Origin of the sequence: Streptomyces sp. NPDC051320 (genome assembly GCF_040682175.1) — a bacterium.
Lineage (GTDB): Bacteria > Actinomycetota > Actinomycetes > Streptomycetales > Streptomycetaceae > Streptomyces.
In genome coordinates this window covers 325,544-341,359 of record NZ_JBFBAL010000005.1, presented here as the reverse complement: position 1 = coordinate 341,359, position 15,816 = coordinate 325,544, and the positions used below count along the sequence as shown (strand labels likewise).

8 protein-coding genes are annotated in these 15,816 nt (G+C 66.8%); 5 read left to right on the top strand and 3 right to left on the bottom strand.

The genetic code is table 11. The features are described from left to right. Positions 1 to 454: plastocyanin/azurin family copper-binding protein (locus AB0M87_RS14250; protein WP_365852689.1), on the bottom strand; the 454-nt coding region annotated here is incomplete at its 3' end. A gap of 827 nt (positions 455 to 1,281) precedes the next feature. Here AB0M87_RS14250 and AB0M87_RS14245 point away from each other — a divergent pair. The 5 genes from AB0M87_RS14245 to AB0M87_RS14225 all read left to right on the top strand — a co-directional run bounded on the left by AB0M87_RS14245 (position 1,282) and on the right by AB0M87_RS14225 (position 12,278). Further along, the gene (locus AB0M87_RS14245; RefSeq protein WP_365852457.1) at positions 1,282 to 2,247 is read left to right on the top strand and encodes a multicopper oxidase domain-containing protein; all 966 of its coding nucleotides are present in this window, start codon (positions 1,282 to 1,284) and stop codon (positions 2,245 to 2,247) included. 352 nt (positions 2,248 to 2,599) lie between these two features. Then, positions 2,600 to 6,589, top strand: a complete 3,990-nt coding sequence (locus tag AB0M87_RS14240) for a ThuA domain-containing protein (RefSeq protein WP_365852455.1) — start codon at positions 2,600 to 2,602, stop codon at positions 6,587 to 6,589. 427 nt (positions 6,590 to 7,016) lie between these two features. Next, a complete protein-coding gene (locus tag AB0M87_RS14235) occupies positions 7,017 to 7,877 on the top strand; it encodes an N-acetylmuramoyl-L-alanine amidase (RefSeq protein ID WP_365852453.1) in 861 nt (286 codons plus the stop codon). Between the two features lie 127 nt (positions 7,878 to 8,004). Continuing rightward, positions 8,005 to 8,334, top strand: coding sequence for an STAS domain-containing protein (locus tag AB0M87_RS14230; RefSeq protein WP_365852451.1), 330 nt, complete (start codon positions 8,005 to 8,007; stop codon positions 8,332 to 8,334). A 761-nt stretch (positions 8,335 to 9,095) separates the two neighbouring features. Beyond that, a complete protein-coding gene (locus AB0M87_RS14225) occupies positions 9,096 to 12,278 on the top strand; it encodes a TIM-barrel domain-containing protein (RefSeq protein WP_365852687.1) in 3,183 nt (1,060 codons plus the stop codon). 111 nt (positions 12,279 to 12,389) lie between these two features. On the opposite strand, the gene AB0M87_RS14220 is transcribed toward AB0M87_RS14225, so the two are convergent. Both AB0M87_RS14220 and AB0M87_RS14215 read right to left on the bottom strand, forming a co-directional pair. After that, entirely contained in the window at positions 12,390 to 13,970 is a 1,581-nt protein-coding gene (locus tag AB0M87_RS14220; protein ID WP_365852449.1) for a family 43 glycosylhydrolase, read from the bottom strand. Between the two features lie 252 nt (positions 13,971 to 14,222). Continuing rightward, a complete protein-coding gene (locus tag AB0M87_RS14215; RefSeq protein ID WP_365852446.1) occupies positions 14,223 to 15,509 on the bottom strand; it encodes a M20 family metallopeptidase in 1,287 nt (428 codons plus the stop codon). Between the last annotated feature and the right edge of the window lie 307 nt (positions 15,510 to 15,816).

Here is a 15,816-nt window from a genome sequence, read left to right as displayed (position 1 = left end):
CCGAAGCCGTCACCGTCACCGTGGCACTGGAAACATAGTTCCCCGAGTCATCCTTCGTCCCCGACACCGACGCCGACGTATCCGGCGCAGTGGTGTCACCTCCGGGGGCCGCGGTCACGGTCAGTTCTCCGGACATCATGTGACCGGGCATCGCGCAGAAGTAGCGGTAGACGCCGGGGGTCAGCGTGACCTGGGCCGTTGCTCTGCCTCCGTTGGAGTCCGACGGACTCGCCTGGAGGTTGAGGTTGACGTCGACGTTGTAGTCAGGGTTGGAGGTGTCGAACGTCAGCGTGTGTGGCATTCCTGTCGTGTTGCCGGTTGCCGCGCTGTTCTCGAACACGATCGTCGCCGGGCCGGCCACCGCGGTGGCCGGAGCGGACGTGTATCCCATGTAACCGTCGCCGGCAGTCCACGTGAGCACCTGGGTCGATGTCGTGGCTGCGGACCGGTTCATCGCCGCGTACGCGGCCGGCGCGGTCAACGAGAACGCTGTGAGCACTACGGCCACCAGCGTCACCAACACCGCATGTGGGTGGAACCTGCCTCGCGGCGCGGATCTGGAGGGGGGCGGATCCGTCTGGGTATGGAGCAGTCTTCCGATCACCGCTGTACCTTTCGCGAATCGCTTGTGCGTTACCGCGTACGGATACGCGGTAACGCCGGGTGGACGACCAGCCGCCGGGATGACGGCGTCGGGGCCCGTTCGGCCGGGTGCCGCGCGGAGTTCGTTCCCATCGGTGGCGGCTGCGGTGGCGCATTCCGTCACCTGACCGGCGGCCTGAACTCATCGGGCAAGGGGTTCACTTCGGGTGGTTCGCCGGGCGTGATGCTGGCGGGCCGGCCGCGGTCGACGAACGAACAATCGTGGTCCGCTCCTCTCATACCGGAGCGGTGGAGCCGCAGGCCCGCGTACATGGCTCGCCCACCATTCCCGGATTAGGACAACGATGGGAAGCTACCGGTCTTTTGACGGTTCGCCAAGATGTATTGCCACAATCCAACCAACTTTGGCCTGCGTCTGGAAAAACAGGAGGCACGCCGCTACGGTGAGGCCGTCCTCGGGGCTCAGTCGGCCTCGCCGCCGAACCAGTCTCTGCCGTACCGGCGCGTCAGCCAGGCCGGACAGCCCGTAGACCGACGTAACGACCTTTTCCGGCCCCATGGGGCCGGACGCCCGGCGTACCACCGCTAACCGCCGCGACCGGCTGCCCTGCCGGGGCGGCGCGCTCACGACCAAGAAACGGCCTTCAGGCACGTATGCCTGTCGAGGATTGGAGAGCGATGACCGACTCAGGCGTAGGCGCGCGACGTCTCTTCTCCCGGCGATCGTTTGCCACGGGAGCCGCGGCGGCGGCCGTCGTACCCGCGGTGCTCGGCAGCACCGCCGCCGCCCCCGTGAACAAGCCCACGCCGCAAGGCAACGGCGGCAAGGCCGGCAACATGACGCTGTACATGGAGAAGCTGCCGAACGGTGAGATGGGCTACGGCCTCCACCCCGGTGAAGCGACGATTCCGGGCCCGCTCATCGAGCTGACCGAGGGCGACACCATGAACATCGAGGTCGTCAACAACCTCGACGTCGCTGCCAGCCTGCATGTACACGGCCTGGACTACGACACGGCCAGCGACGGCACGAAGATGAACAGCAGCGTCGTCCAGCCGGGTGCCCGGCGAACCTACGTCTGGCGTACTCATGCCCCGGGCCGACGCCACGATGGAACGTGGCAGGCCGGAAGCGCCGGTTACTGGCATTACCACGACCACAACGTGGGCACCGAGCATGGCACCGAAGGGATCAGACGGGGCCTTTACGGCCCCGTGGTGGTGCGACGCAAGGGCGATGTGCTGCCTGACAAGCAGTTCACGGTCGTCTTCAACAACATGACGATCAACAACACCATCGCTCCCGACACCCCCACCTTCAAGGCCGTCCGCGGCGAGCGGGTGGAGTTCATCATGATCACTCACGGCGACTTCTTCCACACCTTCCACGTGCACGGCCACCGCTGGGTGGACAACCGCACCGGGATCCTGCAGGGTCCGCAGGACGTCAGCCGGGTCATCGACAACAAGACCACCGGCCCCGCGGATTCCTTCGGGTTCCAGGTGATCGCCGGCGAAGGGGTCGGCGCGGGCGCCTGGATGTACCACTGTCACGTCCAAAGCCACTCGGACATGGGTATGTCCGGAATATTCCTGGTGACCGAGGCCGACGGCACGGTCCCCGGCGGACCGCCCTCCATGTAGCCGAAGTGACCTGTCGCATCGCACACCCCGTCCGCATTTCCGAAGCCACACCCGTCACGCCGACTTGACGGCCTGACGGGCCCTGTTCAGCCTGCCGCCGGTCGGTCCCGGGCCACATGAGGTCCGGGGCGTCCGCGACCTCACAGGCTCCGGCGCCCCGGCCATCTCCGGAACGTCCCGATGGTCGAGCCGGATTCGCCTCGCCCGGTGCATGTCGGACGAGCCCCGCGCGGCAGCCCTGGCTCCACCCCCTGGCCACTCTTCCGATGTCGGATCGAGTCAAGGAGCAACTATGGGCCGAAGAGACCGATTCACCCTGTCACGACGAAGCGGAGCGCCACCGTCGCGTCCCGTGCGAACCCCTCGTCACGCGCGGTCCTGGCGCCGCGCGGTCATCCTGCTGTCCAGCACAGCGCTCACCCTGGGACTGTCCGCGATGCCGGCCGTGCAGGCACAAGCCAAGCCGCCGTCCGGACACAGCCGGGACGAAGGCCCCAGCAATGAACCCCTGGTGAATGTCCTGGTATTCCACGGGCCGACCGGCCAACAGGACGATCCAGTCGCTACCGCCGCCTCGGCGATCAAGGAATTGGGGCAGAAGAACGGCTTCTCCGTGAACGAGTCGGAGGATCCGGGCGTCTTCACCGCCGACAACCTGGCCCGCTACCGTGGCGTGGTCTTCCTGTCGGCCGAGGACGTGTCGCTCACCTCTGATGAGGAATCCGCATTCCAGGCGTACATCAAGGGCGGGGGCGGATTCGTCGGCGTTCACGACGCGGCCCGCGCGCAGTCAGGCTCCAGCTGGTTCACCGGTCTGATCGGAACCCGGCCGGCTGCCAGCCTTCCCGCCTCGGAGAAGGTATCGGAGGCGACGGCGAGCAGTGAGAATCCGCCCAACGAATCGAAGGACAAGCTGTTCGACGGCAGCAACAGCACCAAGTGGCTGGCCTTCCAGAAGACGGGCTGGGTCGCGGCCAAGATGGCGCAGCCGGTCGCGGTGGCCCAGTACGCGCTGACGTCGGCCAACGACTTCGCGGGCCGGGACCCGAAGGACTGGACGCTTCAGGGCTCGCAGGACGGGAGCAGCTGGACAACGCTGGACACCCGGACCGGTGAGAACTTCACAGATCGCTTCCAGACCAAGCAGTACAAGTTCTCCAACACCAAGGCGTACCAGTACTACCGGCTCAACGTCACAGCCAACTCCGGCGAACCCGCGACTCAGTTGGCGGAGCTGCGGCTGTTCGGCGACAACCCGGCGCCGGCGCCCGAGACCAAGGTGCAAAAGGCCGTCGTGGACGTCACCGACCGGCAGCACCCGGCGAACAAGGACCTGCCTCTCAAGTGGACCCGGTCCGACCAGTGGATGAACTGGGACCCGAACCCGACCGGCAAGGTGCAGACTGTCGCCCAGGTCGAGGAGAACACCTACGACGCGGGATCGGCCGGCAACGGCCCCTTCCACCCCGTCTCCTGGTGCCGTGACTACGACGGCGGCCGGTCCTTCTACACGGGCATGGGCCGCACTCAGGACAGCTACACCTCGGACACGAAGTTCCAGAGCCACCTGCTCGGCGCCATCGAGTGGACGACCGGCATGGTGCGCGGCGACTGCCAGGCGACCATCGCGTCGAACTACTCGATCGACAGGCTCACGGCGAAGAACCAGCCAGGCCAGCTCGACCAGATCGGCGAGCCGCACGGCTTGACCGTCGCTCCTGACGGCAAGACGTTCTACATCGGCAAGGCGGCCTGCCCCGGCGGACCCATTCCCGACTGGAACGACCCCAAGGTCGGCCTCGGCTGCGGCACCCTTCACGTGTGGGACCCCAAGACGAAGCAGGCCAAGCTGCTCACCACGCTCGACGTGATGGGCAACCGGGGCAGCGGGGACGAACTCGTGAAGAACGAGGAGGGCCTCGTCGGCATCACCCTCGATCCGAAGTTCGAGCAGAACGGATGGATCTACGTCTACTGGATGCCGCACGAGTCGGTCGACCGGGACAAGCAGACGGGGCAGCGCACCGTCTCTCGGCTGACCTACGACCTCAAGAACCAGTCGATCGACAAGAACACCCGCAAGGACCTGCTGCATTGGACAGCGCAGATCCACAGCTGCTGCCACACGGGCGGCGGCATGACCTTCGACAACGACGGCAACCTCTACGTCGGCGTCGGTGACGACAACTCCTCGCAGGGAGCCGGGGCCGGCTACTCCGGGAACAACTGGACCAAGGACTACAAGGGCCTGTCCTTCCAGGACGCCCGCCGCACGGCCGGCAACACCAACGACCTCAACGGCAAGATCCTGCGGATCCACCCCGAGCCCGACGGCACGTACACGATCCCCAAGGGCAACCTGTTCACCGGCAAGGAGGAGGGCGGCGGCAAGACCCGCCCGGAGATCTACGTCATGGGTGTCCGCAACGTCGCGCGGATCGCCTGGGACAAGGCCAACAACTGGCTGACCGCGGCCTGGGTCGGCCCCGACGCACCGACTCCCGACCCGGAGCTCGGACCGGCCAAGTACGAGACCGCGACCATCATCACCTCCGCGGGCAACCAGGGGTGGCCGTACTGCATGGGCAACAAGCAGCCCTACCGTGACCGCAGCAACACCGACGCCAGTGTGCTCACCGGCTGGTACGACTGCGACCACCCGAAGAACACCTCGCCCCGGAACACCGGACTGGTGGACCTCCCGCCGATCCGCAGCAACATGATCTGGTACTCACCGCAGGGCGGCGGCGTGGACTACCCGAAGCGCAGCGACGGCAGCGGGCTGCCCACTTACGTGCAGAGCGACGAGAAGTACACCGAGCCCTACCTCAAGGGCGGTGGCCAGGCCATCATGGACGGCCCGACCTACCACCGTTCGGAGGTCGACACCAACAGCGGTGTCGCCTGGCCCTCGTACTGGGACAACAAGTGGTTCATCGGTGACGAGTCCAACGCCAACAACCGCGTCGCGGTCACCGTCACCGCGGACAATGTCAAGGACAACTCCCAGCCGGCCTTCGGCGAGGACCTGCGTCAGATCCTCCCCGGCGGCATCGGGGACAACAAGGTCCAGAGCTGGATGGACGCCAAGTTCGGCCCGGACGGCGCGCTCTACATGCTCGACTACGCCGGCGGGTTCTTCAGCCTGGACCCGAACCAGAAACTGGTCCGCGTCAGCTACCACGGTGGCCCGGCCACGCCGAACCCGAGCGACGCATCGGGCCGCGCCGTCGAGCAAAGCAAGCCGCGGACGATCCAGTTCTCGGCCGCGAAGGCGGGCGGCGTCGCCTGGGAGTGGGACTTCGGGGACGGCAGCCAGCCGTCGCACGATCCCAACCCCACCCACACCTACGCCGATTACGGCACTTACCACGCCACCCTCAAGGTGACCTACGCCAACGGTGAGCAGTCCACCGGGAAGATCGACGTGACGGCGGGCTGCAAGGCGCCCGACGCCCGTTCCACGGTCCGGTTGCTCGACACCGACACCGGTGTGGCCAACCACAAGGTCGGCGGCGGTTGCACCCTCAACGACCTGATCGACGACGAGGGCAGCTGGCCGAACCACGGCGCGTTCGTCAGCGACCTCAACGACCTGGTGAACCAGTTCCGCAGGGACGGTGTCATCGACAACCACGAGGCGGCGACACTCCGCAAGAAGGGGGCCCAGTCGCCCATCGGCAAGACGCCCGGGTACAAGTCCCTCTTCGACGGGTCGGCAAGCAGTCTCGCCGGATGGAGCCAGTCGGGCGCGGGCCAGTTCTCGCTGCTGCCGGACGGCACCCTGCGCAGTTCCGGCGGCATGGGCATGCTGTGGTACAGCAAGCAGCAGTTCAAGGACTACTCGATCAGGCTGCAGTTCCGGGATGTCGCTCCGGAGGGCCACCAGGCCAACAGCGGTGTGTTCGTGAGGTTCCCCGATCCGCGGACGCCACTGGCCGAACGGCCCGAGGGCTGCAGCACGACGGGAGCTGCCCGCACCGCTCAGGAGTGGGTCGCGGTCTACTGCGGCAACGAGATCCAGATCTACGACGGAGACAGCGGCGAGCCCCAGAAAACCGGCTCGGTCTACAACTTCGATCCGAACGACCTGGACCATGCGAGGGTCACCCCGAAGGGCCAGTGGAACGACTACGAGATCCGGGTCGTCGGGCAGCACTACACGATCATCCGCAACGGCGTGGTGATCAACGAGTTCGACAACACGCCCGGCAAGTCGTCGTCGCGGGCGGGCGATCCGTCCACGGACCTGCGTCAGTTCTTCAGCGGTTACGTGGGACTGCAGAACCACAGTGACAACGACCTGATCGAATTCCGCAACATCCGGGTGCGGAACCTGTAGAAGGAACGGCCGGTGCCGGGCACGGGGCGACAGCCCCGTGCCCGGCTCTTCCGCGACAGCGGACAGCGTGACCGGGGACCACACGCCGAACCACTGCTCGGCGCCCCACTCCTCGAACCATCGCATCACGAAGAGGCCGATGCGCCACCGGAGCAGCACCCGGCCAGATACCACCGGCGGCTTCGCTCGATCGGCGGCAGTGGCCTGGCAGCACGCGGGAAGTCCGCGTTCACTTGTCACGGTCGGGGCGGCCGCGCCGAGCTGCTGTTGGTTCCCGGAGAGACAGGACGCGCTGCTTATGGTCACTGGCGATCCCACTCCGCCGCCCATATCCGAGGATGACCCGGACGTCGGGGCGGGCGTCGTGCGGAGGCGAGCGATACGCATCATAGGGCTGAGCACCGCCGCCCTCGGTGTCGGTGCTGCCGTGGCCGTGCTCATCACCGCCACGACAGAGAGCCGCCGCGTCGCCGCACACCGGCACGCGTCATCGACGGGTGTGCCCCCGCGCACCGCGCTGGATCCTGCCGCGTTCGCTCCCGGCGCGTGCGTGGTATTCGCACCCACCTCGGGCAACCGGCATCGCACCGTCTTCCTCGACGCCGGACACGGCGGCCCCGATCCGGGCGGCCAGGGCGTGACCACTACGGGCCGGCGGATCGACGAGAAGACCGAGACCCTCGCCACGGTGCTGGACACCACACAGCTCCTGCGTGCTGACGGTTATCGGGTGGTGGTCTCCCGCACCGGGGACAGCGCGGTCGCTCGCCTTTCCGGCAGCGACCTGTCCGGAAGTGTCATGTCGACCAGTGGCGAACGCAAGGACCTGGTCGCTCGCGCCCGGTGTGCGAACCTCGCCGGCGCCGCCGCGCTCGTGTCAGTCCACTTCAACTTGGACGGCTATGCGAGTACCGGTGGCGCCATCACCTTCTTCGACGCCGACCGGTCGTTCTCCGCCCGGAGCCGGACACTCGCCGGTCTGCTGCAACGCGACATCGTCGCGGCCCTGGCGGCCCACGGCTGGCACGTGTCCGATCGAGCGGCCACCAGCAACAGCACCGGCGGCAGCACGCTGACATCGGAAGCCGCCGCCTACGGCCACCTGATCATCCTCGGGCCGCGCAAGCAGGGCTACAACGACCACCCCTCAGCCATGCCCGGCGCGCTCGTCGAACCGCTGTTCATCAGCAACCCGGCCGAAGGGAGCATCGCCCACAGCCGAACCGGCCAACAGGCCATCGCTGCCGGCATCGCACGCGCCCTCGAGCAGTTCCTCACCACACCGTAAGCCGCCCTTGTCCAACCGGCGCCGGCTCCCGGCTGACCTGCGGTCCTGGATGACACCTGGGATAATCGGCGGTGGATCCCAGCCTGCTGATCCCGGACCCCTGCAGTGCGGGTGGGAGGAGCGTGTCATGCGCAACAAGAACCTCACTCTTCACCACGTACGGACCAAGGGAGGCATCGTTCGCCTGCGGCTGGAGGCGTTCGGTTGCCGTGAGGCCCCACAGGTGCGCGACCAGCTGCTGATCTTCCTCAATCGCGGGGCGAAGGGCCTTGTCGTGGACCTGAGCGCCTGTAGCGTCGTCTGTCCCTGCTGCGCGGTACCCGCGCTGGTTCGCGCCCACCGCCGAGCCCGGGCGCTGGGGACAGCCTTCAAGGTCATCGCCCCCAGCAGCGCGGCCGCCCGCGGCCCCCTGGACAACGCCCGCCGCACCAGCCCGGATCCCTTCCCGGTCGCATGACAGCAGCCCGGCCGCAGGAGAAAGGTCTCGCTGGAGCGGGCGGCCGGTCGCGACGTCCTACCGCTGCCACCCGGGCGCTCGCCCGGCACCGGATCAAGCCCGGGGCAGTCGGCCTGGAGCGTGTCTGCACCTCTCGTTCCTACAGGTCGCACAGCGCGTACAGAGGGCTGACGACTGCGCCGCGCCGCTTCTTCGTGCGCCAAGGACGTTGGAGCAAACGCCGGACAACCGCGCCGTCAGCTCAAAGGGCTCCATCCCCGCCGTCCGCGAGGCCCTGAACGCCCGCGACCCTGTGCTCAACCTTCCCCGACCACCCGAAGGCTTCCGGCACGCAACGAGTGCTGTGGGTCAGTCCGGGCCTGAGTGCTCCGCCTCGTCGTGATGCGGGGGGCCGAGTGCTGCCGGCGGCAGTGGCTCATGTGACAGACCCGGTGTCGGCGTCCCGTGCGAGACGTCAACTCCCGTGTGAGGGGCGTTCTTCGACACCTCTATGGACACCGTGCGAGACGACGTGCTCTCATGCTGAGTGCGCAATTTCCAACGTTGAAATGGCCGCCGGACCTTGCTTCCAGAGAACAGCGCGACTCAGCACCGCCACTGCGAGCGGGCCCTCGGTCGCCGGGACCTTCCCTCGCAGGACGGACAAGCCGCCCGGCCGACAGGAGAACGGAGTGCTTATGCCAGTCATGACACCGAGACGCCGGCAACGATCAACGCAGCGGCAGGTGGGGGTCGCCGTTGCCCTTGCCACGGCCGCGGCGATGTCACTGGGCAACACCGGTTCCTCGGCAGCTGGAGGTCCGCGGAGTGACCGGATTCCGACCGTTTCGTCGGGGGACGCCCGCTTCGAGATTCTGTCGCCCACCCTCATCCGCACCGAGTACGCGGGGGATCATGAGTTCACCGATCAACCGACGTTCAACGCGATCGGTCGCGACGGGTTCACACCGGCTTCTTACAGCTCTACGACGTCCGACGGCTGGCTCACCATCAAGACGAGCGCCATGACCCTGCGCTACCGAGTCGGCTCCGGGCCGTTCGACGCCAAAAACTTCTCCCTGCAACTGGCCGCCGGCAGCTCACCGGTGACGGCCGCCCCCTGGCAGCGCCTGACCTGCGCGCTCGGCGCGTTGTGCGAGGCCGAGGATCTGCAGCTCAACGGGGTCTCCTTGGCCTCGGACCACGGTGGCCATACCGGAAGCGGCTTCGCGGCGGGCTTCGAAGGCACCGGCAGTTCGGTGTCCTCTGACATCGATGTCAGCGACGGCGGGAGCTACCAACTCGGCCTGCGGTACGCGAACTCCCTCGGCGGCGACGGAAAGACCGATACCCGCACCCTGACCCTGACCGTGGACGGCGGCGGGCAGCAGACAGTGAGTCTGCCGACCACGGCGAACTGGGACACATGGAATCTGGTCACCAAGAGTCTCCAGCTCAGCGCGGGTCATCACACCATCGCCCTGACCCGGACCGCCTCGGACTCCGGTGACGTCAACCTCGACAGCCTGGCGCTCGTCCGGCCGGGCGACCCGTACCCGCCTGTCTCGACAACAGCGATCCCGGACTGCCGTTTCGGCGTGAGCTGCGAGGCGGAGGCGGCGCGGATCGGCGGCACGGCAGCCAGTGCAACGGACCATGCGGGATACGCCGGCAAGGGCTTCGTTGCCGAGCTCAACCAGGGATCGAGCTTGTCGACCCATGTGGTCGATGTTCCCGCCGACGGCGACTACACCCTGCGAGTGCGTTATGCCAATGGCGCAGGCAGCGACGGCCGGCACCAGACGCGCACGGCCACTGTCAGCACAGACGGCGCGACCGACGCCCTGACGTTTCCCGCCACAAAGGACTGGGACGACTGGCAGACAGCCTCGATGCCGGTGGCCCTCAAGGCAGGTGCCAATGACATCAGCCTCAGCTGCCCCGACACGGCGAGCTGTCACGTCAATGCGGACACCCTCTCCGTGACCGGCCCGAAGTCGGACGCACCCCCGCCGCACCTCCCCCTCGGCGGGTATCGCCGGGGCTTGGACGGAGTGACCGGCAATGCCCCTCTCGTGACCACGCCGGGCCTGCTCAACAAGGACGGATGGTATCTGCTGGACGACACGCCATCGGCTCTTTACGACACCGCGGCGAAAAAGGTCACCCAGCGCTCCGGCCACAGCGGCGCACCGTACCAGGACGGCTATGTCTTCGGTTTCGGACACGATTACGAGCAGGGACTGACGGACCTGGCCACCTTGACGGGGCCACCGGCGTTGCTGCCTCAGTGGGCTTACGGCGTCTGGTACTCGGAGTACATCGACCGCACCGCGGCGGACTACAAGAACAAGATCCTCCCGGCGTTCCGGTCCGAGGGCGTCCCCCTGGACGTCCTGGTAACCGATACGGACTTCAAGGCCGTGAATTCCTGGAGCGGCTGGGAAATGGATCCCGCCAAGTTCCCCGATCCCCCAAGCTTCTTCGACTGGTCGGCCGCCCAGGGAATGCACAACACACTCAACGTGCATCCCAGCATCCTCGCCTCCGATCCACAGTTCGCCCAGGCTCAGGCCACCGCCAAGGGCAAACTGACCAAGGGAGGCTGCGCCTCGGGCGCCAACGTCCAGGACAACTGCTACACCTTCGACTTCGGTGACCCTGACCAGCTCAAGGCGTACATGGACCTGCACCGGACCATGGACCAGCAGGGCAACGACTTCTGGTGGCTGGACTGGTGCTGCGACGCGTCGCAATCGTCGCTGCCGGGCGTAACCCCGGACGCATGGATCAACCAGCAGTACGCCTCGGCCAACGACCGGGGATTCGTCCTCTCCAGGGCCTACGGCTCACTGCAGGCCGGCGGTTACAGCGGCCAACAGGCATTGCCGACCGGTCCGTGGGCGGACAAACGCACCACCGTCCACTTCACCGGTGACACATCCTCCACCTGGGGCACGCTCAAGCTGGAGGTCGGCTACACCCCGGGCGAGTCCGCCGCGACCGGGATGTCCGCCATCACGCATGACATCGGTGGCCACAACGACACGACGGGACTGACCGGTTCGGAGACGTACACCGACGGCGACACCTCCCGCACAACGTCCAAGCTGCCGGATGACCTGTACGCTCGCTGGGTCCAGTTCGGAGCCTTCCAGCCGATCGACCGCTTGCACAGCAACCACAGCGACCGGCTGCCCTGGCAGTACGGGACCGCGGCGCGGAAGTCAGCCGACACCTTCCTCAACCTCCGTGAAAACCTGGTGCCTTACACGTATTCCCTCGCTGAGGAAGCGCACCGTACCGGTGTGCCTGTCGTCCGCCCCACCTACCTGGAATACCCCAACGAGCCGCAGGCGTACGCTGTCGCGAACAGCGAGTATTTCTACGGCTCCGACGTGCTGGTCGCCCCGGTGACCACGCCCGGTGACTCCGCCACCACTTCGGTGTGGTTCCCGCCCGGCCAGTGGACCGACTACTTCACCGGCAAGAGCTACACCGGCGGAACCACCCACGACGTCACCACCGACCTCAACTCAATGCCGGTGTTCATCAAGGCGGGCGGCATCCTGCCCACCCGCACCCACGACGTCACGGACAACGACCGGAATCCCCTGACCGACGTCACCCTGACCATCGCCACCGGCGCCTCGGGCTCGTACAGCCTCTACGAGGACAACGGGACCACGACACGAAAGAGTCAGAGCGCCACGACAACCATCCGCTACGGGCAAACCGGATCGCACCACACGGTGTCGATCAGCCCGGTGAGGGGTTCCTTCCGCGGCCAGGTCAAGAAACGCCAGTGGACGCTTTCACTCTTGGGAACCGAGGCACCCAGCAAGGTAGCCGTTTCCGGGACTCGGCTTTCGCCGAAGGCATACCACTGGGACGACCGTACCGGGACTTTGACTATCACGGTCCCGCAGCGCAGCGTCCATGCCCCCCTCACCGTCACCTACTGAGGAAGGACACAGACAGCCTCTGCCTGCGGCCGCCTGCGGAAACCGGCGCACACTGCGCTCCGCCGGCGGCCGCGGCGGCACTCTTTGGTTCTGGACTGGTGCCCAGGGGCCTCAGGAGTAGATCTGGACCTCCACCAGTCCCGCCGCCCATGTGGCGGAATTGCCGTTGTGGTCGTTGATGACCTTGGAAACGCTCAAGCGTACGTACCGGTAGGTGCCGTGAAGGCTGTCGCTGGTGAAGCCGACTGTGGTGTTGCTCGAACGGTCCGTCAGCGTTGTCCAATTGGTGCCGTCGGCGCTGCCTGAGACCGTGTAACCGCAGTAGGTTTCGGATCCGTTGTAGGAGCGCCAGCTGATGTCGATGCGACTCAGGCTATGAGCCGATCCCAGGTCGGCTGTCCAGGCGAAGGGAACTGCGGCCGGTTGGAAGTACGAGGAACTGTCGCCTGTGGTGTTGAGGTTGAAGAAGTTTCCGTCGTTTGCGACGGTGCCCGCGTGAGTGTCATCACTCGCGGTTGCAGTGACGGGTCGGCCTTGCGAGAGCAGGGTGTTGTTCGGGGCTTTGATGGCGCCGGTTGAGAGATTGACCGACCAGCTCGGGAGGTACTGCATCGACGCTTGGGGGCTCTGGCCGTTCGCGTCGGTGAACGACAGCGGAAGCCAGACGTAGGCGGAGCTCCCCAGCGCTGCCGGGTTCCACCGGTCACCCATGTAGATGTAGCGGTCGGGGCCTGTCTTCGTGGGGACGGTGAGAATGTTCGCGGGCTGGCTGTAGAACGTGGTGTTGTTGGCCACCGGCGCGAGCTCCGACCATCCGTTGGGGTCGCCGGGATCCTTGGTGTACGCGAACATGCACTGATTGGGGTACCAGCCGGACTGAGCGGAGGTCAGCAGGAAATAGTGGTCGTGCACCTTCACCATGGCCGGCGCTTCGCGCCGCTTGCCGGCGAACAGCGTGTAGGAGTTGGCCCAGTCGACGTCCTGGTAGTTCTCGGTGAGTCTGTACACGCGCATGTCGGTGCTGTTCTGGGTGGAGACCAGGTAGGCGGCGCGGGAGTCGGGGCCCTCGTAGACCGTGAAGTCGCGTGATCCGTAGCCGTACAGGCCGTCTGTGCCGGTATAGGTGGGGTCGACGCTGGTGGAGGCGATGCTGCCGGCGCCGGGACGGAAATGCCGTTGGAAGACGTAGTCGCCTCCGATGGTGTCGCAGGTGGCCACCATGAGGTGCGAGGCGCTGTAGTCCTGTCCGTCTTCCCAGTGTGCCCACAGGACGTACTTGCGGGCAGCCGCGTGGTAGATGAGCTTTGGGCGTTCCACCGTGCAGGAGTTCAGCGCTGCGGCACTGTCCTTGGTCAGGATGTGGTTGACGAAGGTCCAGTTGAGCAGGTCGGTGGAGCGGTACAGCGCGAGCTTGGAGAAGCGGGAGCTATTGTCGCTCTTGTCTTCACCGACCCAGTAGTAGTGGGCGCCGACTTTCAGATAGCCGCCACCGTGGGCCTGTATCCGGTTTCCGCTGGTGTCGTGCCAGGTGTCTCCCACCGGGAAATCCCTGTAGCGGGAAGTTGCCGCGGAAGCCGGTGAGGCGCCCGCCAGCGGCACGGCTGCAGCGAGCACGCTCAGCGAAATGCTTCCCAGGAACAGGCGGCGCGAGGGGCCTGAGGGGGACGGCTGGGGATCGGTGTTACGGGTCATGGTGATGCGGCTCCTTGCCAGGTAGGGGTTGACGGCGCGGTACTTCCAGCCGGAAGAACCCCGAAACAGAGATAGTGGCCACGTCTGCCCGGCCGCCAGGCTTCGACCACACCCGATGCGAAGCATTCATGAACACACATCGGCTTCACCGGTCGGCGCCGACCTTGGGCAGCAGCGGCTCGTTCGCAGCTCACGGATCGTCATCAACACACCACTGCCTCGGCCGGGTCACTCCTCGGGCCACTCCCCCGGTCAGAAGTTCTGAGCCTCTGGACTCGTTTCTTCAGGTGCGAGCCAGGCGAGTGCGGCCGCGACGAGGGTTTTGATGCCGGTATCGAGGGTGGGCTGCATCACCGGGGCGAAGGCGGGGCTGTGGTTGACCGGGATGTCCTGGGAAATGGTGCCCTTCTTCTGCGCGGCGTCGTAGAGGCCGGAATCGATGCCGCCGATGCACCAGTAGGTGAACGGGGCGCCGAAGGCATGAGGAATCTCGCTCATGTCCTCGCTGGCCGTCTGCAGTTCGGCCGTGCGCGCCTCATCACCGAAGCAGGCGGCGAAAGCCCGGGCAACGGTGTCGGTGGCATCCTGGTCGTTGATCGTGGGCGGGAACGACGACAGGTGCTCGAATTCCGGCTCCTTGGGGGCGTCTCCCCCTGCGGCCTCGGCCCGTACGATCCGCTTGATCGAGGCAAGTACCTGCTTGCGGACGGCCGGATCGTACGTACGTACGTTCAACTGGAGCACAGCGCGGTCGGGGATGACATTCGGGCCCGTACCCGACTGGATGCTGCCGACCGTAAGGACAGCGGGGGTGGTGGCCGCCAGTTCGCGGGAGATCACCGTCTGCAGACGGACGACGCACATCGCTGCCATGACCACCGGGTCGACGGCTGCCTGCGGGGACGAACCGTGGGCCCCCCGCCCGTGCAGAGTGATGCGCAGGCTGTCGGCAGCCGACAGGAAGGACCCGGTGCGGGTCGCGACGTATCCCGCGGGGTAGGGCAGCACGTGCTGCGCAAGTACGATGTCGGGCCGAGGAACCATGCTGGTCAGACCGTCCTCGATCATGGCCCGGGCCCCGTCGCCGTTCTCCTCCGAGGGCTGGAACAGCGCGACCACCGTTCCCCGCCAGGCGTCACGGCTCTTGGCCATGAGCTGCGCGAAGCCGACCAGGCATGCGACGTGCACATCGTGACCGCAGGCGTGCATGACCGGCTGCTCGACTCCGTCCCTGTCGGTGACGGTGACCGTGGAGGCGTACGGCAGACCGGTGTTCTCCCGCACCGGCAGCGCGTCCATGTCCGCCCGGAGCATCACCGTCGGGCCGTCTCCCCGGGTGAGCACACCGATGACACCGGTGGTGCCGATGCCCTCGGTCACCTCATAACCGCACTCCCGCAGGGCCCCGGCGACCTTCCCGGCCGTGCGGTGCTCCCGCAGGCCGAGTTCCGGGTGGGCGTGAAGGTCCTTATAGAAGTCCTCCACGCCGGCGCGGAGGTCGTCAAGGCCGGTGAGCACTGTCCCTACGCTGTTCGCCATGTGGTTCCTTCGCGGGTTTCGCCCGCCTGCGGGCGTAGGGGGGCGCTCAGGGTCGGTCGCGCTGCCGCCTCCCGCCAGGGGTGAGCGCGGCGAGCCGGGAGCGTGGTTGCCAGTCCAAACCGTTGGGCAGGCCCCAGCCGAACCGCACGGCGGCAAGGCGTAGAACAAGGGCGTGCCAGAAACACGGCATGAGCCTACGAGCACCCCGGCCCATTGCGTCGCTCGTGAACGTCCCGGTGTGTCGAGCCCGTACCCGGACGACCCGGCGATGGGTATCTGCCGCAGCCACCGCCGCGCCTGATGCAGC

Excerpts from the sequence above, each read along its gene's own strand:
- AB0M87_RS14230 (WP_365852451.1), top strand. The coding sequence starts at position 8,005 with ATGCGCAACAAGAACCTCACTCTTCACCACGTACGGACCAAGGGAGGC.
- AB0M87_RS14215 (WP_365852446.1), bottom strand. The coding sequence starts at position 15,509 with ATGGCGAACAGCGTAGGGACAGTGCTCACCGGCCTTGACGACCTCCGC.
- AB0M87_RS14220 (WP_365852449.1), bottom strand. The coding sequence starts at position 13,970 with ATGACCCGTAACACCGATCCCCAGCCGTCCCCCTCAGGCCCCTCGCGC.
- AB0M87_RS14225 (WP_365852687.1), top strand. The coding sequence starts at position 9,096 with ATGTCACTGGGCAACACCGGTTCCTCGGCAGCTGGAGGTCCGCGGAGT.
- AB0M87_RS14245 (WP_365852457.1), top strand. The coding sequence starts at position 1,282 with ATGACCGACTCAGGCGTAGGCGCGCGACGTCTCTTCTCCCGGCGATCG.